The following is an 18,323-nucleotide window of genomic DNA, read 5'->3' as shown; positions in this document are numbered from 1 at the left end:
GGCGGCGTGCGTCGGGAAACGCGACGTACAAAAAAGGGGCTGCCCGCGAGGGCGGCCCCTTCGTGCATCCGGGCTCAGCAGCCGTGGCAGATCGTGCTCATCGTGTGGCGCATCTTGCTGTCCCACGCCTTCGAGCGCGCTTCCGCGGCCTTCTGCGCCTTGATCATCGCGACCTCGTTCACCGGCCGGGCGGCGCCCGTCGCGGCCGGGCTCGGCGGCTTGGTCTGCCCCGTGGCGGTGATCCGGCGTCCGACCCGGGCGCCGTCCGGGGGCGTCGGGCTCTGGGCCAGGGCCGGCGCCGCCCCGAGCAGGACGCCCAGGATCACCGCGTGACGGATCGTTGCCATGAACCTGATCTCCCCGTCGGCGGGTTGTCTGTCTGCCCCGCCTCACTTGTCGACGACCTTAGAGCGGCCCCCGATCGCGGTGCAATCCGGTGCGGCCCTAAGCCTTTGGCCTGACGCGCCCCCGCGTGCAGGACCGGTCTTCGCTTCGGCTGTCGACACTCTGGCCGGTCGCGGCGGCAAAATCATGGTGCCCGCCGCCTTAGGCGCCCGGTGAGCGCCGCCCCGCCCCGGAACCGCCGCGAGGCCGTGGCCGAAGCGCTGGCCCACATCGCCCCGCGCCTGCCCGTCTTCGAGGCCGACGCCGTCCTGGACCGGGCCCTGGCGAGCCCCGGCCTGCGCGGCGCCGCCCCCGGGACCGCCGCCCGCCTGGCCCTGGTGGCCTATGCCCGCCACGTCTTCACCGATTACGACGACCTCCTGGGCGAGGGCTACGACCGCGACAGCGCCCGGCACTTCGTCCTCGACGACCTCAACGCGACGCTCACCGCCTGGGGCGCCGCGCCGATCCCGGAGGAGGAGGCGGAGGCCGATCCGGAGGGGGAGCCGAGCTAGAGCGGCCTCCCGAGAGGGGCGGCCGGTTTTCGGACGGCGCGTCTCCGACATCGGCAGCCCGGGGTCGAAACGCAATCCGCTCGACGCAATGGAGAGCGGCTTCCGCCCCGACCGTGCCGCTCACCCCGCGTTTCCGTCCACCCGGAAGCGGACGGTGCGCCAAATCCCCATCTTGGCTCAGATCGGCCGATGACGGCGCGTCTGCCGGACGCGGCTGCGCCCTGGTCGGTCCGCGGGCCTTCCGTGCGTAGCGGCCTTCCTCCTCGGCAGCGTCGGTACGCAGATCGCAGGTGGATTGAGAGCCTGTCACAAGACCCCCGGTTCCGAGGAGCTCTCCCTCTGCACGCGACGGTGCCTCGGGAGTTTTGTGAGAGGCACTTACTTCGCGCGCAGCGTTCGTCGTGCGACGAGGCCGAGGGTCGAGCCCTGAACGACGATGGTGAACAGCACCACCGCATAGGTCGCCGCCAGGACCGCGGGCTTGGCCTCGCTCTCCGGTATCGACAGAGCCAGCGCCACCGAGATGCCGCCGCGCACGCCCGCCCAGGTCAGGAACGGCACGTTGCCGAGCGAGAGGTTGCCGCCCCAGCGGAACAGCAGGACCGGCGCGGAAACGGCGATGAGGCGGGCGAGCAGAACGATGGGAACGGCGCAGGCGGCCAGCGCCAGCCCTGAGGCCTGAAAGCGGAGGACGAGCACCTCCAGGCCGATCAGCAGGAACAGGACCGAGTTCAGCACCTCGTCGACGAGGGTCCACAGGGCCGAGACATACGTCCGGGTCGTGTCGCTCATGGCATAGCGTGGTGCCCGCTCGCCGATCAGCAGACCCGCGGCGACCACCGCGAGAGGTCCGCTGACCCCGAGCTTCTGCGCGAGCGCGTAGGTCCCGGTGACGAGGGCCAGCGTAATCAGCACCTCCACGGGAAAGTCGTCGATGGCCTTCATCGCGCGATAGGCGACGTAGCCGGTGACGATGCCGAGGACCACGCCGCCCCCGGCTTCGTGCAGGAGGAGCGTCGCCACACCCCCTACGCTCGTCGCCTCGCCACCCTTGCCGGCCGCGAAGGCGACGAGCACCGTGAACAGCACGATGCCGATGCCGTCGTTGAACAGCGCCTCGCCTTGCATCTCCACTTCGAGGGCTTCCGGGACGTCGACGTTCTTCAGGGTGGCCAGGACCGCGACGGGGTCGGTCGGGCTGATCAACGCCCCGAACACCAGGGCCCAGGCCACCGGCACCGGGGTGCCGAGCGCCTGAGCCGCCGCCCAGAACGTCCCGCCCACTACGGCGGTTGAGACCAGCGTGCCGAGCAGCGCGAGGGTCGCGACCGCCATGGCCCGTTCCCGGAGGGCGCGGAGGTCGAGGTTCAGGGCGCCGGCGAACAGCAGGAAGGCCAGCATCCCGTTCATGACCACGCCGGTGAAGTCGACTTGGTCGAGGACGCGGGTGAGTTCCTCGTAGAGGTGCTGCCGTGGGAAGGCGACATCCACGAGGACCAGTGCGAGCGAAGCGAAGAACCCCATGACGAGAAGGCCGATGGTGTGGGGCATGCGCAGGAAGCGGCGGTTCAGCCACCCGAACAGGGCCGAAAGGGTGAGCAGCAGCGCCGCGAGGTCGAAGATCGAGATCAAGGGGTCCCCTTCATGCGTTTGGCCCCCGCCGGGCCGAACCGACCTGCGAAGAGGGAGAAGCGACGTTCGACACCCAACGAGCGGAAAGCCCTCCTCGGCCATGCGACGCTGTGCGCCCTCGAAAGACCTCAATGCGCATCGGCGCCGTCTCGGCGATGGGATCGCTTCTCGACGATTGCCGTGGGTGGTCAGAGCTGGCAGGCCGGGCCCATGAGTACGCGCGTCAAAGCTTGGGTCGAGGCCCTCGGCGACCTGTTCTGGCTGAGGCCGGCGCTGATCGTCCTGGGCTGCATCGTTCTGGCCCAGGTCGGGGTCTGGCTGGAGACGGCCCACATCGCCGGCTACGATGCGTCCTCGCCCGACCAGAACTGGGGCTACTCCGGGGGCGCCGAGGGCGCGAGGGCGCTGCTCAGCGCGGTGGCGTCCTCCACGATCGGGGTCGCCGGGACGACCTTCTCCATCACCATCGCGGCGCTGACCCTGGCATCCGGGCAGATGGGCCCGCGGCTGCTTCGCAACTTCACCCGTGATGCCCGCAACCAGGTGGTGCTGGGCATCTTCCTCGGGACCTTCGCCTATGCCCTGATGGTCCTCCGCACGGTGCGCACGGTGCAGGAGAGCCCGTTCGTCCCGCACCTCGCCATCACCGGGGCCATGGCGCTGGCGCTGTTGTCGCTCGCGACGTTGGTCTGGTTCGTCCACCACATCGCCGCCAGCATCAACGTCGAGACCGTGGTCGACGCCGTCTTTGGCGACCTGTGCAGGGCCGTGGAGGCGCGCACGCGCGACGAAGCGGACGAGACGCGCCCGTCCGAGCTTCCTGCACGGCGTGCGGTGGTCGGGAAGGGCGCCGGCTACCTGCAGGCCATCGATGTCGGTGGACTGGCCGATTGGGCCAGCGAGCACGGCGTGACCGTCGCCCTGCGGGTGCGGCCCGGCGACTACGTGCCGAGCGGTTACCCGGTCGCGTTCCTCTCGACCGGTGTCGAGGACGCCGAGGCGGCCATCTCGCGGGCTCTAGCCTTCGGGCGTCGCCCGGCCGCCCTCCAGGATCTGGAATACTCGATCCGCCAACTGGTCGAGATCGCGGTCCGAGCGCTCTCGCCGGGCATCAACGATCCGTTCACCGCCGGCAGCGTCGTCGACCATCTCGGCGATGCCCTGTGCCGGACGGCCACCCGTCACCTTCCGACCGGCACGGTGGTGCGAGACGGGCGCATCGTGCTGGTCCATCCGGTGACCGATTACGATGGCCTGTGCGATGCCATGTTCCACATGATCCGCCAGAACGCCGCCGGCTCCGTGCACGTGCTGGGGCGGATGCTCGACGTGCTCGCCCGCGTCGCCGAGGTCGAGCGATTGACGGACCGCACGGCCGAGCTCACGCGTCACGCGGATCTTGTCATCGCCGCCGCCCGGCGCGACGTGGCGGACCCGTCCGACCTCGCCGACCTGGAAGGCAGTTACCGACGGTTCCGCATCGCCGCGGCCACCGCGTCCGTCACCTCGGCGCCCTGAGACGGTCACCCGAGAAACCCCCTCAAGCGGCCGGCCGATTCCCGGGCGTCGAGCCCTGAGCCTTGGCCGCCCGATGCCCCAGTCTTCAGCCCGGCGCGCGGGAAGACCATCGCCATCGGGGCGTCGTCGATCCAGTGCGGCCCTAAGAGCGGGCCGAGACAGGCCTTGAGGGCTCGCAGTCGGCATCCGCCAGCGGCGAGTTCGCCACGACCAGCGCGAAGGCCGCGCTCTCGCCATCCGGACACGACCGCCGCTGGCCTCGCTGACGCGCCTGTCGCGCGAGGCCGACACGGGGCAGCGGCGAGGGCGCGGACCGGCATGGGATGGCAATCCATCCTGGCCGAGAGCGCGTGACGGGCGTGTCCGCCCCCCCGGGTGGTCGCGCCTTTCCGCGCCATGCTGTAGGAGACCCGCCGGAGGCCGCCCGGTGCGGCCCGAAGGAGCTTGGCGGCACACCATGAAGATCAGCGCGCGCAACGTCCTCAAGGGCACGGTGGTCTCGGTCGAGAAGGGCTCGACCACGGCCCACGTGAAGATCGAGATCAGCCCCGGTCAGGTGATCACCGCCTCGATCACCAACGAGGCGGTCGATTCGCTCAAGCTCGTGGCCGGCGGCCCGGCCTACGCGGTGGTGAAGGCCTCCGACGTGATGATCGCGGTCGACTGAGCGGCCCGTCGGCGTCCGGGCGGTCATTGCGCGCGCCCGGCGCCCGGATTACCCCGGCCCGGCAGGCTCTCGGGCGGGGGCGTGCAGGTCCGTTGATCGAGGGAGTGGCCCGTGAAGACCGTGCTCGGCATCGAGACCACCTGCGACGAGACCGCCGCGGCCGTGGTGTCCGTCGACGAGGACGGGGCCGGGCAGATCCGCGCCAACGAGGTGCTGAGCCAGATCGCCGAGCATGCCGCCTATGGCGGCGTCGTGCCCGAGATCGCCGCCCGCGCCCATGTCGAGGTGCTCGACCGGCTGATCGCCCGCGCCCTCGACAGGGCCGGGATCGGCTTCCCCGACCTCGACGGGATCGCGGTGGCGGCCGGGCCCGGGCTGATCGGCGGCGTTCTGGTCGGCCTCGTCACCGCCAAGACTCTGGCGCTGGTCACCCGCAAGCCGCTGCTCGCCGTGAACCACCTCGAAGCCCACGCGCTGACCGCGCGGCTGACCGACAACCTGCCCTTCCCGTACCTGCTGCTGCTGGCCTCGGGCGGCCACACCCAGCTCGTCGCCGTGCGCGGGGTCGGCGATTACGTGCGGCTCGGCTCCACGGTCGACGACGCGATCGGCGAGGCCTTCGACAAGGCCGCCAAGCTCCTGGGCCTCGGCTATCCCGGCGGCCCCGAGGTCGAGCGCATGGCCGAATCCGGCGATCCCGAGCGCTTCGCCCTGCCCCGGCCGATGCTGGGCCGCCGCGAGGCCGATTTCTCCCTGTCGGGCCTCAAGACCGCCCTGCGGATCGAGGCCGAGCGGATCGCGCCGCTGGCCGAGCGCGACGTCGCCGACCTGTGCGCGAGCTTCCAGGCCGCTGTGGTCGACGTGGTGGTGGACCGCGCCCGGGTGGCCCTGCGCGCCTTCTCGGGCGTCGCCGGCCGGCCGACCGCCCTGGTGGCGGCCGGCGGCGTCTCGGCCAACGGCGCGATCCGGCGGGCGCTGGCGGCGCTGGCCGGAGAAGCCGGCCTCGGCTTCGTCGCCCCGCCCCTGCCGCTCTGCGGCGACAACGGCGCCATGATCGCCTGGGCCGGGCTGGAGCGGCTGCGGCTGGGTCTCGTCGACGACCTGACGGCGCCGGCCCGCCCGCGCTGGCCGCTCGCCGCCGACCCGGCCCGGGACGCGGTCCCGGCCGGATGAGCGCGGCCGCGGACCGGCGCGCGCATTGGCGGGATCTCGTCGCGCGCCGCCTGCCCGAGGCCGCCCGGCCCGGCTGGCCGGTCCGCCTCGACCATTGCTTCGCCCGCATCCTCCTCGACAATTCCTGCGGCGGCCCCTGGCGCGCCAGCGTCGCCCCGCCCGCCCACGCCACCATGCCGGCCGAGGGCCTCGAGCACGCGATCGCCCTCGGCGAGGCGGTGCTCGCCGGCACCGCCGATCTCGCCCTGCTGAACCGGCGCTCCCTCGCCTGGCGCGGCAAGCTCGCCGTGGCGGCGGTGCCCGACGGCCTCCGGGACGGCGACCTGACGCTGCGCCGCTGGCGCCCGGCGGACACGGCCCCGTTCGCGGCGCTCAACGCCGACCCGGCGGTGATGGAATTCCTCCCCCGGCTGCGGACCGAGCCGGAGAGCGCCGCCGAGGCGGGCATCTGCGACCGGCGCTTCGTGGCGGACGGGTTCGGCCCCTGGGCTCTGGAGCGGGACGGCCGGTTCGTCGGCTTCGTGGGCGCCTTCCGGATCATGCGGGCCATGCCGTTCCCGGGGGGCGAGCAAGTCGGCGCGACGATCGAACTGGCCTGGCGCCTCGCCCGGGACGCGTGGGGCCACGGCCTCGCCACAAGGGCCGCGCGGCTGACGCTCACCGACCTCGCCGGGCGCTGCGGCGTCCGGGCGGTCGTGGCCTATGCCGCGTCGGGCAATCGCCGCTCGCAGGCGGTGATGGAGCGTCTCGGCATGGTCCGGGCGGAGACGTTCGCGCATCCGGCGGTGCCCGAGGGGCCGCTGCGCAGCCACGTGCTCTATCGGCTCGAACCCGCGGAGATCTCGGCATGAGCGCGCCCATCAACGTCGTCGGCGGCGGCGCCTGGGGGACGGCGCTCGCCAACGCCGCCGCCAGCGCCGGGCACCCCGTGACCCTCTGGCTGCGCGACCCGGAGGCCGCCGCCAGGCTCGAGGCCGAGCGCGAGAACCCGCGCTACCTGCCGGGGGTGCCGCTCCACGCCCAAATCCACGCGACGGCGCGCTCCGAAACGCTCGCGGGCGCCCGGGCGACCCTGCTGGTCGTGCCGGCCCAGACCGTGCGCGGCGTGCTGGTGAGCTTGCGCGCGCCCCTCGCCTCGGCCGGCCCGGTGATCCTCTGCGCCAAGGGGATCGAGCGCGGCACCGACAGCTTCTTGAGCGCGGTGGCCGAGGCGGTCCTGCCCGCGGGAACGCCGGTGGCGGTCCTGTCCGGTCCGAGCTTCGCGGCCGACGTCGCCCGCGGCCTGCCCACCGCCGTGACCCTGGCGGCCGCCGATCCCGGGCTCGCCGCCGCCTTGAGCACGCTGCTGTCCGGGCCGAGCTTCCGGCTCTACCACACCGACGACGTGCGCGGCGTCGAGATCGGCGGCGCCGGCAAGAACGTCCTGGCCATCGCCTGCGGGATCGTGGCGGGAAGCGGCCTGGGCGAGAGCGCCCGGGCGGCGCTGATCGCCCGCGCCTTCGCCGAATTGATGCGCTTCGCCCGCGCCTTCGGGGGCCGGCCCGAGACGCTGATGGGCCTCTCGGGCCTCGGCGACCTGGTGCTGACCGCCTCCTCGCCGCAATCGCGCAACTTCGCCTTCGGCCAGCGCCTCGGTGCCGGGGCGAGCCCCGAGGCGGCGTCTGGCGGCAAGCTCGCCGAGGGCGCCTTCACGGCCGCGGCGCTCGCCGGCCTGGCGGCGGCCAGGGGCATCGAGATGCCGGTCGCCCAGGCCGTGGCGGCGATCGTGGCCGGCCAGGCCGGCGTCGAGGACGTGATCGCCGCCCTGCTGGCCCGGCCGCTGCGCGGCGAGACGGATTAGCACGCCTTCGGCAGGCGATTTTTACGGTGGCGGATCGAGGGCCGCGTCACAGCGCGGGCATCGCCGCGGCGGTGGCCGGCTGAAGGGATCGAGGATGGCCTGCCGGATCGCCGGCATCGAGGGCTGGGGCGGTGGGCAGGCGGTTGTTTCTTTCCGCCCCGCTGCTGCGCGGCGCCGGGACCGGAGGAAGGCGTAGGCCATCATCGTCATCGGCGCGTGTCGATGCGGCCCGGTCCAGGAGCGGCCCTCGAAGGGGTCGAGGCCGAGCTCCTCCTTCATCTGCCGGTCGGCCTGCTCGCAGATCCAGCGCGCCTTGATCGCGGCGGCGCGCTGCTTGAGGGGCGCGTCGGCGGGCAGGTTCGAGAGGTAGACCTCGCGCTCGCCCGAGCCGCGCTCCTCGCGCACCGGCCAGACGGCTTCCCCGGGCCGGTGCCGATCGCCTTTCGCGCCGAGCCGCCGGGTCGGACCCTCGGCCGTCCAGTCGCGCAGCGCACGGAAGCGAGCCCGCAGCCGCCCCTTGGTCCCGTGCCGCCACGTCCCGGATCGGCCGTCATGTCCGCCAGGATCGTTTCGGCCGCGACCCAGACCTGATCCGGCCCGTGACGCTGGCGCGGTCGCCCAACCCCCCGACGGGGAAGATCATCGCCACGTCGGCCGGGTAGACCGTGTTGCGCCCTGTGATCCCGACAGCCCCTCTCAGGCCGCGCGCTCAGGGCCTGCCGGAACAGGGCGGAGCAGCCGTAACCGGCATCGGCCAGCACGGAGCCGAAGCGCACGCCACCCTTACGGATCCGGTCGGTCTCCGCGACGGCGATCGCCAGCTTGGTACGGGCCCCGCGCAGATCCTCGGGAACGCCGGCCCTGGCCATTCGATCCGGGTCGGCCGTCCAAATCTCGGGCAGGAACAGCGCCAGGGCGACCGCCACGGGCACCGCGTCGCGCGCCGGCCTGAGCGACACCAGCGTCTGGCAGTTGGCGATCTTGTCCAGCGTCGTGGCGGAGTGCGGCGCCACGCCGGCCGAGCAGTTGCCCTTCTTCGGCAAGGCGACCTCATCCTGAACTTGTCGAAGGATCGCCGACGACGAGGATCGCATCCGATCCGCCGACCAGGCGATCGGCCTCGCTGACGAGCGCCTGCTGCAGCGGCGCCTCGTCACCCAGGCCGCGTCGAATCACAAACTCCTCAATCACTCAATATGTCACCGGACAGACACTCAGTGCCTGCTTCGGATCGCGGGTGCCAAGAGAGATTTTGATGAAGGCCGGTTTTCCCGGTGCGTCTGTGGCGCCCCAGAGACGCCAGCGGAAGTGGAAGACGCCGTGCCTGGAGCGGTCCGGTACGTCGGGTTGCGCAATGCCATGCACCCCGGGAGTGTCCCACCCGAGAGAATCCAAGGCTAAGCTGTTGCAAAGACAAGGGAATGGTGGGCCCGGCAGGACTCGAACCTGCAACCAGACCGTTATGAGCGGTCGGCTCTAACCATTGAGCTACAGGCCCTGCGCCCGCCGAACGGATAGCCGATCGGGGGCCGTCCGTCATCCGGATTCCGACGCCGCGCGGGGGCGGCGGACGGGGCGCCCTGGCGGCGCTGCCGGGGCGGTGTCCTTGATGCGCCAGAGGTAGCGGGCCAGGAGCGAGCGGTAGGGCGCGAACGGGGCCGCGAGGGCGCGCGTGTCGGTGCCGCCGGTGAGGCGGCGCAGGCAGCCCACCGCCGCGACGTCGCCCTCGGGCCAGATGTCGGGGTCGTGGAAGTGGAAGATGCCGACCATGTCGGCGGTCCAGGGACCGACCCCTCGGATGCCGCACAGGATCGCGGCGCGCTCAGGATGCGGCAGGCCGGCCAGCTCGGGGCCGAGCAGGCCCGCCGCCTCGGCGGCGACGATCGCCCGGAGGGCTAGGACCTTGTTGCCCGAGATCCCGCAGGCCCGCAGCAGAGCCGGGTCGCCGGACTCGAACAGCCCGCGCGGGCTCGAACCCGCCGCCGCCGCGGCGGCCTCGATCCGCGCCCAGATCGCCGCCGCGGCCCGGGTGGAGAGCTGCTGGTTCACGACCTCGACGAACAGCCTTTCGGCCACGCAGGCCTGCGCCGGCGGGTCGATCCGGAGCGGGCCGGCCTGCCGGATCGCCGCTTCCAGACGCGGATGGGCGCGGGCGGCGTCGAGCAGGTGCGCATAGGCGGCGGGGTCGAGCATCGCGGTCAAGATAGGGATTGGGCCGAGCGCCGGGCAATCGGGTGCGGCCGCGAAGCCGGCGGCCCGGGGGCGCCTCCGGTTCCGCCGCGTCCCGAAAGCCTGGAGCCACCCGGCCGGACGAGGCTCCGTCCCGTGAGGCGCGGCCACGATGCCGCGCAAGCCTTGCCGGGCGCGCGTGCCGGTCCACCTCGGAACGGCGCCGGATGCCACGGTGGGTTGGGACGGGCTTCGCGGATTCGGCGCCATGGCGATCTTCTTCACCGCGGACACGCATTTCGGCGACCCGCACATCCTCCGCCATCGCGGCGCGCGCTACGGCAGCCTGGAGGCGCATGACGCGGCCCTGGTCGCCGCCTGGAACGCCGTGGTCGGCCCCGACGACGCGGTCTGGCATCTCGGCGACTTCGCCGCAGGGGCGAGCCGGGAGCATTGCGCGGCCCTGTTCGCGCAGCTCAACGGCACCAAGCGGCTGGTCCGGGGCAACCACGATTCGAACCGCGTGCTCGGCCTGCCCTGGGCGGAGCCGCCCGCCGACAATGCCCGGATCTCGGCCCCGGACGGCCAGGGCCGGGAGCACCGCCTGTTCCTGTCGCACTACGCGCACCGGGCCTGGCCGGGCCTGTGGCGGGAGACCCGCCATCTCTACGGCCACAGCCACGGCTGGCTACCCGATACCAGCCGCTCCTGCGATGTCGGCGTCGATGCCTGGGACGACCGCCCGGTCGGTCTCGACGCCATCCTGGCGCGCCAGGACGCGGCCGAGTTGGTGCCCGAGGAGATCGCCCGCCACGGGCTGCGCTGACCTTCGGGGCCGCCGAGGTTTTTGGGTTCGCAGGCGCGTCCTCGCGCGCGTCCGCTCTATGTCCGGGTCGGATCGAGACCGCCGCGAGAGGCCGCCATGACCGAATCTCCCGCCCCGCCCGCCTGGACGGCCGCCGCCGCGCAGGCCGCCGCCGACCTCGGCCTCGGGGGCGCCGTCGCCGCACTGGATGCGCAATCCTGGGCGCGGCTGCGCGACCGGACCGCCGCGATCCTGGCCGCGCAGGGCAGCCCCCCGCCCCCGGATTGGGAGCGCGCGCTGGCCCGGGCGCTCGGCCGCGCCGACGCGGACGAGCTCGCCCGCGACGAGGCCGATGCGGTGCTGGCCGAGAAGGGTGAAGTGTTCGCGCCCGAGGACGACGCGTAGAACCGGACGATGCCTGAGACGTCGTGGCGCCGGGTGGTTGCCGTCGCGCCCCTCCAGGCCGATGTAGGCGGGATGCCATATCCCGATCATCCGCGCGCCGCCCCGAGATCCGCCCCCGGGACCGCCCCCACGGCCCTGCGGGTGTTCCCGGTCGCGAGCGGCGCCCCGGCCCTCGACGCGCAGACGCGGATGCGGCTCGGCCGCCAGCTGCAGGCGCTGTATGATCCGGTGATCGACGAGGCGCTGGATCCGAGGCTGGCGGAGCTGCTGCAGCAGCTCGACGCGGACCGGGCGGACGAGACCGGGCGCTGAGCATTCGCCCCGGCAAGGGGCTCCCGTCGGTGGATCGGGGGGATGTCACACCGACGGGAGTCGAGCCGGGACGATGGATCGACCCGGCTCGCCCTATGTCGCTCGGGAATGACCCCGGGCGCCTTCACTTAAGTCAAATTCGCTGGCGAATACAGAGGCGCGCGCGACGGATAGGGATATTCGTCGGTGGAAACCCTTGCGGCTCTCTCAGGCCGAGAGTCCGGTCACCGACAGCATCACCCCGTCGTTGCCGATCTCGGCGCCCGTGTAGCCCAGCATCCGGGCGAGCTGCTCGCGGGCGCGCCAGACCCGGCTCTTCACCGTGCCGATCTGGCAGTTCATGACGGCGGCGGCTTCCTCGTAGCTCAGGTTCTCGATCGCCACGAGGACCAGGGCCTCCCGCATCACCGGGGCGAGGCGCTCGAGGGCGGCGCGCACGTCCTGGAGGTCGAGATGGCCGCCCTGCTCGGGCACGCTGGTCAGCCGCTCGGCATAGCTGCCGTCGGTGTCGGCGACCTCGCGGCCGTGCTTGCGGTGCTGGCTGTAGAACACGTTGCGCAGGATCGTGAACAGCCACGCCTCCAGGTTGGAGCCGGGGGTGAAGCCGGCCCGCCCGCGCCAGCCGCGCAGCAGCGTGTCCTGCACGAGGTCGTCGGCCGCGGCCGGGTCGCGGGTCAGGGACACGGCGAACCGGTGCAGAGCCGGCACCCCCTTCAGCAGGCCGGACCGGAACGCGGCCTCCCGCTCGCCCGAATCTTCGTCCCTGGCGAGCGCGGCGTCGAGGCGGGCCAGCAGGTCGGCGAAGCGATCGGAGGTCGCCCCCGGGGCCGGCCCGAGCCGGTCGTAGGTGAGGCCGAGCAGGGTTCCGAGATGGAGGCGCACCGCGTCCGGCAGGCCCTGCCGGACGTCGGGGGCCGGATCGCGCAGGAGGGGGCCTTCGATATCGGGCATAGGTCCGGGCGTCGGCGAACGGGCCGGTCGCGCCCGTCGAGGATCGCTTGTGGCGCGCTTGCGCCGCCCTCGCCCCAACATGGGTTAGAACCCGGCCCTCGGAAGATGAAACCGGTCCAATACAAGCAAGACTGCGGCACTGAGGACCGGATGCCGCCGCGGATGACAACAAACCGGCGAACCGGGCGGCCGCAGCGGCGTTCCCCTGTCGGATCTGCGACCCGTCGGGTGCCGGTTCGACGGCTTATCCGCGACCCCGTGCCGAGGCGTATCGATGGCTTCACCCGATCCAGACCGCGGCGCGGCCCGCGACCCCGGGGGGGCGGCCTCGACCGTCTGGGCCCTGGCGCTGGCCACCGCCCTGGTCGGCCTGGTCGCGTTCCCGCGCCGGGCGGCCGCACCCGCGCGGCCGCAGACGGAGCCGCGCCCCCGGTCCGCCTTCGCGGGCTCTTCGGCGCATGCGCCGTCGCCCACGCATGAGGGCGCCGACGCACAGGCGGTCGCCCGGACCCAGGCCGATCGCGGGCGGGGCGCCAGCCATCCGGCCGAGATCCCCGCCAAGGGCTGGAAGGACATCGCCCTGCGCACCTATCGCGCCATCGGCGAGAACCGCCTGTCGCTGATCGCGGCGGGCGTGACCTTCTTCACCCTGCTGGCGATCTTCCCGGCGGTGGCGGCGCTCGTCTCCTGCTACGGCCTCGTGGCCGACGCCTCGACCATCAACGACCAGCTCGCCAGCCTCCAGGGCATCATGCCCCAGGGCGCCCTCGACATCCTCACCGACCAGATCAAGCGCCTGAACGAGAAGGGCAACACCGCGCTCGGCCTGAGCCTGATCGTCAGCATCGTCCTGTCGGTCTGGAGCGCCAATGGCGGCGTGAAGCACGTCTTCGACGCGCTCAACATCGTCTACGACGAGCGCGAGAAGCGCAATTTCGTCCTGCTCAACGTGGTCTCCCTCGGCTTCACCGCCGGGGCGCTGGCCTTCCTGATCCTGGCCCTGGCCGCGGTCGTGGTGCTGCCGGTGGTGCTCTCGTATATCGGGCTCGGCACCGATGCCTGGTGGCTGACCCTGCTGCGCTGGCCGGCGCTGCTCGTGGCGGTCCTGCTCGGGCTCGCCCTGCTCTACCGCTACGGCCCGAGCCGGGATGCGCCGCGCTGGCGCTGGGTGACGCCCGGAGGCGCCGCTTCGGCCCTGCTGTGGCTCGTCGCCTCGCTGCTGTTCTCCTGGTACGTCGCCCATTTCGGCAGCTACAACAAGACCTACGGCTCCCTCGGCGCCGCCATCGGCTTCATGACCTGGATCTGGATCTCGACCATGATCGTGCTGGCCGGCGCCCAGCTCAACGCCGAGATGGAGCACCAGACCGCCGAGGACACGACGGTGGGCGAGCCCCAGCCGCTCGGCACGCGGCGGGCGCGCATGGCCGACTCGGTGGGCGCCGCGGCCGAGTGAGGGGACGGTCATTTCGCGCGGCGGTCCGGTCTGGACCTTGGGCGATACGCCGCGTCGCCGGATCGGGGCCGCGTCCCTTGCCTTCGGACGGCGGCGGCCGATCTGAGCGGCATCCGGAAACCGGTTCGGGCCCACCGACGCACCATGCATATCCACCTCGACGCGCTCGGCGGCGCCGCCGGCGACATGTTCGCCGCCGCGCTGCTGGATGCCTTTCCCGAGCATCTGGAGGGCGTGCGCGCGAGCGTGCGGGCCGTCGATCCGCGCATCGCCTGCGCGGCGTCCGACCATAATGACGGCATCCTGCAGGGACTGCGCTTCGCGGTCTCGGCCCCGGGGACGGAGGCGGCTCCCGCGCCGCACCGGCACGACGGCCACCACCCTCACGATCATCACCATCACGATCATCCGCACAGCCACGCGCACGACGCTTCCGATCACGGCCACCGGCCCTGGTCCGAGATCCGCGCGGAGCTGGAGCGTGCGGATCTCGCCCCGGCCGTCCGGGCGCATGCGCTGGCGATCTTCGGGCACCTCGCCGACGCGGAGGCCCGGGTCCACGGCATCACGGTCGACGCGGTGGCGTTCCACGAGGTCGGCGCCTACGATTCGATCGCCGACATCGTCGCCGCCGCCCACCTGATCGCCGCGCTGGAGGTGCGGAGCTGGAGCGTCTCGGCCCTGCCCCTGGGCTCCGGCCGGGTCCGGACCCAGCACGGCCCGCTGCCGGTGCCGGCGCCGGCCACCACGCTCCTGCTCGAAGGTTTTTCGACCCTCGACGACGGGATCGCGGGCGAGCGCGTGACGCCCACCGGCGCCGCGATCCTGCGCCATCTCTGCGGCGACGATCCCGGGCGCGGCCGGCCCCCCGGCACGATCGGGCGCAGCGGCATCGGCTTCGGCACCAAGGTGCTGCCGGGCCTCAGCAATTGCCTGCGCGCCCTGGCGCTGGACGACGCGCTCGCCTCGCGGCCGGATAGGGGCGAGCTCGCGGTCATCGCGTTCGAGATCGACGACCAGTCGGGCGAGGACCTGGCCATGGGCCTCGCCCGCCTGCGCGCGGAGCCCGGCGTGCGCGACGTCGTGCAGATGCCGGTCCTGGGCAAGAAGGGCCGGATGATGGCCCATATCCAGGCGCTGGTTCAGCCCGAGAGCCTGGAGGCGGCGATCGCGGCCTGCTTCCGCGAGACCACCACGATCGGGCTGCGGCACCACCGGGTGACGCGCGCGGTGCTCGACCGGGAGGCCGTGACCGTCGCGCCCGAGGGGCACCGGGTCCGGGTCAAGGTCGTCGACCGGCCGGGTGGGCGCACCGCCAAGGCCGAGGCCGACGACGCCGTGGACCAGGCGGGCCAGGCCGACCGGGCGCGCCTGCGCCGCGAGGCCGAGGCCCTCGCCCTGCAACAAATCATGAAGGAGGAGCGGTGACGCGCGTGCATCTCGAAGCCGTGCTGACGGAGCTCGGGCCCGTCGCGGTGGCGGTGAGCGGCGGGGTCGACAGCCTGACGCTGGCCACCCTCGCCCACCGGCTGGCGCCGCGCGCGACGCTCGTCGTCCACGCGGTCTCCCCGGCCGTGCCCGGCGAGGCGACCGCACGGGTCCGGTCCGAGGCCGCCCGGGAGGGCTGGGACCTGCGGGTGATCGAGGCCGGCGAGTTCGCCGACCCGGCCTACCGGGCGAACCCGGTCAACCGCTGCTTCTTCTGCAAGACCAACCTGTACGGGGCGATCCGGAGCGTCACCGACCGGCAGATCCTGTCGGGTGCCAATCGCGACGATCTCGGCGAGTACCGCCCCGGCCTCGACGCCGCGCGGGAGCACGGGGTGCGCCACCCCTACGTGGAGGCGGGCCTCGACAAGGCGGCCGTCCGGGCCCTCGCCCGCGACCTCGGCCTCGGGAATGTGGCCGAGTTGCCGTCCGCCCCGTGCCTGTCGAGCCGGGTCGAGACCGGCATCCCGATCGAGCCGGAGACGCTGGGCTTCATCCACGCGGTCGAGCTTCTGGTCGGGGGCGCCCTCGAGACCGGGGCGGGCGCCAGGCGGGCCGTCCGCTGCCGGGTGCGCGCCGAGGGCGTGGTGGTGGAGCTCGACGCCGGCAGCCTCGCGGCCCTCGACCCGAAACGTCGCGAACAACTCGGGGCCGGCATCCGGGAGATCGCGCCGTCGCGTCTCGCCGGCCCGGTCCGGTTCGCGCCCTATCGGGTCGGCAGCGCCTTCCTGACCGGAGCCTCCCCGACATGAGCGTTGCGGACGAGTTCACCCTCGACTTCGCCCGGCCCGAGCGGATTGGCCTGGAGGAGGCGATCTTCTGCGCCGGCAAGAGCCCCGAGCAGATCGACGCGATCCTGATGGCGGCCGGAGATCGCGGCGCCTCGCTGCTCCTGACCCGGCTCGACCCGGAGAAGTGTTCCCGGCTCGGACAAGCGGGCCGGCTCGACTATTGCCCGGTCTCGCGCACGGCGGTGTTCGGCACGCCTCCGGCCGTCGCCGGCCCGGCCCGGGTCGCATTGGTGGCGGCCGGCACCTCGGACGTGCCCGTCGCCCGGGAAGCCCTGCGCACGCTCGGCTATGCCGGCCGGGCCGTGACGCTGTTCGCCGATGTCGGCGTCGCCGGCCTGTGGCGGCTGACCACGCGGCTGGAGGAGATCCGGGCGCATCCGGTGGTGATCGTCGCCGCCGGCATGGATGCGGCGCTGCCGAGCGTGGTCGGCGGCCTCGTGGCCGGGGCGGTGATCGCGGTCCCGACCTCCGTGGGCTACGGCGTCGCCGCGGGCGGGCGGGCGGCCCTCGACGCGGTGCTGGCGAGCTGCGCCCCCGGGATCACGGTGGTCAATATCGACAACGGCTACGGCGCGGCCTGCGCCGCCCTGCGCCTGCTCAACGCGGCGAGCCGCCTCGCCCAGGAGGTCGAACGATGATGTCCCGCCACCCGTTACCGCTCGATCCCAAATTCCTCCCGAACGGAGATATCCGATGGAACGCCGCAGCTTCCTTCAAGGCGCCGTGCTCGGCGCGGGCATCACGGGAACAGGCCTCGCGGGCGCCGGCAGCGCAGGTGCGGCCGTGAGCGTCCCGCCGCTTCCGAACACGCGGCCGCAGGACCCGGCCGACCTGCCGCTGATCACCGATCCGGGCGAGCGCCGGGGCGAGATGCTCTATCGCACCTTCGGCCGAACCTCCGAAAAAATCTCGGCGATCGGCATGGGCGGGTTCCACCTCGGCAAGAGCGCGGTGACCGACGACGAGGCGACCCGGCTGATCCACGAGGGCGTCGATCGCGGCATCACCTTCATGGACAATTGCTGGGACTACAACGACGGCCGCTCCGAGCTGCGCATGGGCGCGGCGCTGGCCCAGGGCGGCTACCGCGACAAGGTCTTCCTGATGTCCAAGATGGACGGGCGGACCAAGGAGGAGGCGCTCAAGCAGATCGACCAGTCGCTCCTGCGCCTGCGCACCGACCGGATCGACCTCGTCCAGCACCACGAGATCCTGCGCTACGACGACCCGGATCGCGTCTTCGCGGAGGGCGGCGCCATGGAGGGCTTCCTGGAGGCCAAACGCCAAGGCAAGCTGCGCTATATCGGCTTCACCGGCCACAAGGACCCCCGCATCCACCTGCAGATGCTGAGCGTCGCGCAGGAGCGCGGCTTCCAGTTCGATTCCTGCCAGATGCCGCTCAACGTGATGGACGCGCATTTCCGCTCGTTCGGCCATCTCGTGCTGCCGCACCTCGTGGCCGAGGGCATCGCGCCGCTCGCCATGAAGACGTTCGGCGACGGGGTGATCCTGAAGGCGGACGCGCCGATCCGGCCGATCGAGTACCTGCACTTCTCGCTGAACCTGCCGGTCTCGGTGGTGATCACCGGCATCCAGAACCAGCGCGACCTCGACCAGGCCTTCGAGGCGGTGAAGACCTTCAAGCCGATGGACAAGGCGACGGTGGCCGAACTGCTGTCGCGCTCGAAGCCCTACGCGCTGGAGGGCAAGTACGAGCTGTTCAAGACGAGCGCGACCTTCGACGGCACCGCCAAGAACGCCGCCTGGCTCGGCGAGGACGTGCAGGGCGTGAAGAAGCTCGCGCCGACGATGGAGTAGGTGCGCCGCTCGGGTGCGGGGGCGCTCTCCTCCCTCTTGTGGCTACGGCCTACTGAAGCTTCGACCGTAGCCGGAGTCATGCCGTAGGCGCAGAAGGTGCGGGCCCCCTCTTCCGTGCGGGCTAGCGGATTCGCACATCCGGTCGGCAGAAGACACGGGAGGCACCCCGGCTCTCCCTCCCCCCTCTGCGGGGGAGGGTGGCCCCCGAAAGGGGGTCGGGAGAGGGGAGCGACGGTGCAGACCAAGGCTTCGCCCGTCATGCCGGTCGCACCCTTTCCTGAACCCGGGCTCCCCTCTCCCGACCCGGCCTGACGGCCGGCCCACCCTCCCCCGCAGAGGGGGGAGGGAGGCGCGCTTGAAGTTAGCTTTGGCCCACTCCGGCAGCGATGTGTGAACGTC

Annotated in this window: 20 protein-coding genes, 1 tRNA gene and 1 pseudogene; 14 read left to right on the top strand and 8 right to left on the bottom strand. The window is 72.6% G+C overall.

All coding sequences use genetic code 11. From position 1 onward, the window contains the following. Positions 1-74: 74 nt before the first annotated feature. Positions 75-347, bottom strand: a complete 273-nt coding sequence (locus MKL11_RS15245; RefSeq protein WP_243944810.1) for a hypothetical protein — start codon at positions 345-347, stop codon at positions 75-77. 210 nt (positions 348-557) lie between these two features. On the opposite strand from MKL11_RS15245, the gene MKL11_RS15240 reads away from it, so the two are divergent. Then, the gene (locus tag MKL11_RS15240; RefSeq protein WP_243944809.1) at positions 558-899 is read left to right on the top strand and encodes a DUF2293 domain-containing protein; all 342 of its coding nucleotides are present in this window, start codon (positions 558-560) and stop codon (positions 897-899) included. 378 nt (positions 900-1,277) lie between these two features. On the opposite strand, the gene MKL11_RS15235 is transcribed toward MKL11_RS15240, so the two are convergent. Then, the gene (locus MKL11_RS15235) at positions 1,278-2,531 is read right to left on the bottom strand and encodes a cation:proton antiporter (protein WP_243944808.1); all 1,254 of its coding nucleotides are present in this window, start codon (positions 2,529-2,531) and stop codon (positions 1,278-1,280) included. A 210-nt stretch (positions 2,532-2,741) separates the two neighbouring features. Between MKL11_RS15235 and MKL11_RS15230 the strand changes: the two genes are divergently transcribed. The 5 genes from MKL11_RS15230 (at position 2,742) to MKL11_RS15210 (ending at position 7,729) form a co-directional block, all read left to right on the top strand. Beyond that, positions 2,742-4,049, top strand: coding sequence for a DUF2254 domain-containing protein (locus MKL11_RS15230; RefSeq protein WP_243944807.1), 1,308 nt, complete (start codon positions 2,742-2,744; stop codon positions 4,047-4,049). A gap of 457 nt (positions 4,050-4,506) precedes the next feature. Next, positions 4,507-4,716: a molybdopterin-binding protein gene (locus tag MKL11_RS15225; RefSeq protein ID WP_243944806.1), complete on the top strand. Its 210-nt coding sequence runs from the start codon at positions 4,507-4,509 to the stop codon at positions 4,714-4,716. Positions 4,717-4,827: 111 nt separating this feature from the next. Continuing rightward, positions 4,828-5,889, top strand: coding sequence for a tRNA (adenosine(37)-N6)-threonylcarbamoyltransferase complex transferase subunit TsaD (gene tsaD, locus MKL11_RS15220; protein ID WP_243944805.1), 1,062 nt, complete (start codon positions 4,828-4,830; stop codon positions 5,887-5,889). Beyond that, positions 5,886-6,740, top strand: coding sequence for a GNAT family N-acetyltransferase (locus MKL11_RS15215; RefSeq protein WP_243944804.1), 855 nt, complete (start codon positions 5,886-5,888; stop codon positions 6,738-6,740). The genes tsaD and MKL11_RS15215 overlap by 4 nt, the downstream gene beginning before the upstream one ends. Beyond that, positions 6,737-7,729, top strand: a complete 993-nt coding sequence (locus MKL11_RS15210) for an NAD(P)H-dependent glycerol-3-phosphate dehydrogenase (protein WP_243944803.1) — start codon at positions 6,737-6,739, stop codon at positions 7,727-7,729. The genes MKL11_RS15215 and MKL11_RS15210 overlap by 4 nt, the downstream gene beginning before the upstream one ends. A 21-nt stretch (positions 7,730-7,750) precedes the next feature. Here MKL11_RS15210 and MKL11_RS33565 read toward each other — a convergent pair whose 3' ends face one another. The 5 genes and pseudogenes from MKL11_RS33565 to MKL11_RS15195 all read right to left on the bottom strand — a co-directional run bounded on the left by MKL11_RS33565 (position 7,751) and on the right by MKL11_RS15195 (position 9,922). After that, positions 7,751-8,134: a hypothetical protein gene (locus tag MKL11_RS33565; protein ID WP_409565865.1), complete on the bottom strand. Its 384-nt coding sequence runs from the start codon at positions 8,132-8,134 to the stop codon at positions 7,751-7,753. A 236-nt stretch (positions 8,135-8,370) separates the two neighbouring features. Continuing rightward, positions 8,371-8,823, bottom strand: a pseudogene (locus MKL11_RS33560) (transposase); the annotation flags it as partial. Further along, positions 8,780-8,920, bottom strand: a complete 141-nt coding sequence (locus MKL11_RS33555; RefSeq protein WP_409565864.1) for a hypothetical protein — start codon at positions 8,918-8,920, stop codon at positions 8,780-8,782. The pseudogene MKL11_RS33560 and the gene MKL11_RS33555, both read right to left, overlap by 44 nt. A gap of 231 nt (positions 8,921-9,151) precedes the next feature. After that, a tRNA-Ile gene (locus MKL11_RS15200) sits at positions 9,152-9,227 on the bottom strand. Between the two features lie 38 nt (positions 9,228-9,265). Next, positions 9,266-9,922 (bottom strand): DNA-3-methyladenine glycosylase family protein, encoded by a 657-nt coding sequence (locus MKL11_RS15195; protein ID WP_243944845.1) that lies wholly within the window; start codon positions 9,920-9,922, stop codon positions 9,266-9,268. A gap of 244 nt (positions 9,923-10,166) precedes the next feature. On the opposite strand from MKL11_RS15195, the gene MKL11_RS15190 reads away from it, so the two are divergent. The 3 genes from MKL11_RS15190 (at position 10,167) to MKL11_RS15180 (ending at position 11,420) form a co-directional block, all read left to right on the top strand. Beyond that, a complete protein-coding gene (locus tag MKL11_RS15190; protein ID WP_243944843.1) occupies positions 10,167-10,724 on the top strand; it encodes a metallophosphoesterase in 558 nt (185 codons plus the stop codon). A gap of 96 nt (positions 10,725-10,820) precedes the next feature. Then, positions 10,821-11,108 (top strand): hypothetical protein, encoded by a 288-nt coding sequence (locus MKL11_RS15185; protein WP_243944802.1) that lies wholly within the window; start codon positions 10,821-10,823, stop codon positions 11,106-11,108. Positions 11,109-11,117: 9 nt separating this feature from the next. Next, entirely contained in the window at positions 11,118-11,420 is a 303-nt protein-coding gene (locus MKL11_RS15180) for a hypothetical protein (protein WP_243944801.1), read from the top strand. A 207-nt stretch (positions 11,421-11,627) separates the two neighbouring features. On the opposite strand, the gene MKL11_RS15175 is transcribed toward MKL11_RS15180, so the two are convergent. Continuing rightward, positions 11,628-12,371, bottom strand: coding sequence for a sigma-70 family RNA polymerase sigma factor (locus tag MKL11_RS15175; RefSeq protein WP_243944800.1), 744 nt, complete (start codon positions 12,369-12,371; stop codon positions 11,628-11,630). A 274-nt stretch (positions 12,372-12,645) separates the two neighbouring features. On the opposite strand from MKL11_RS15175, the gene MKL11_RS15170 reads away from it, so the two are divergent. The 5 genes from MKL11_RS15170 (at position 12,646) to MKL11_RS15150 (ending at position 17,924) form a co-directional block, all read left to right on the top strand. Next, on the top strand, positions 12,646-13,827 hold the full coding sequence (locus tag MKL11_RS15170) for a YihY/virulence factor BrkB family protein (RefSeq protein WP_243944799.1): 1,182 nt from the start codon (positions 12,646-12,648) through the stop codon (positions 13,825-13,827). Between the two features lie 144 nt (positions 13,828-13,971). Further along, positions 13,972-15,255 (top strand): LarC family nickel insertion protein, encoded by a 1,284-nt coding sequence (locus MKL11_RS15165; protein WP_243944798.1) that lies wholly within the window; start codon positions 13,972-13,974, stop codon positions 15,253-15,255. Continuing rightward, positions 15,252-16,067, top strand: a complete 816-nt coding sequence (locus tag MKL11_RS15160; RefSeq protein WP_243944797.1) for an adenine nucleotide alpha hydrolase — start codon at positions 15,252-15,254, stop codon at positions 16,065-16,067. The genes MKL11_RS15165 and MKL11_RS15160 overlap by 4 nt, the downstream gene beginning before the upstream one ends. After that, positions 16,064-16,744 carry a nickel pincer cofactor biosynthesis protein LarB gene (larB, locus tag MKL11_RS15155; protein WP_243944796.1) on the top strand — a complete coding sequence of 227 codons (681 nt, stop codon included), beginning with the start codon at positions 16,064-16,066 and terminating at the stop codon, positions 16,742-16,744. Before MKL11_RS15160 ends, larB begins: the two co-directional genes overlap by 4 nt. A 55-nt stretch (positions 16,745-16,799) precedes the next feature. Continuing rightward, the gene (locus tag MKL11_RS15150; RefSeq protein WP_243944788.1) at positions 16,800-17,924 is read left to right on the top strand and encodes an aldo/keto reductase; all 1,125 of its coding nucleotides are present in this window, start codon (positions 16,800-16,802) and stop codon (positions 17,922-17,924) included. Positions 17,925-18,323 lie beyond the last annotated feature (399 nt).

This window comes from Methylobacterium sp. J-077, assembly GCF_022829365.1.
GTDB lineage: Bacteria > Pseudomonadota > Alphaproteobacteria > Rhizobiales > Beijerinckiaceae > Methylobacterium.
Note: the sequence above shows the minus strand (reverse complement) of the source record. Positions and strands in the feature narration are given on the sequence as shown.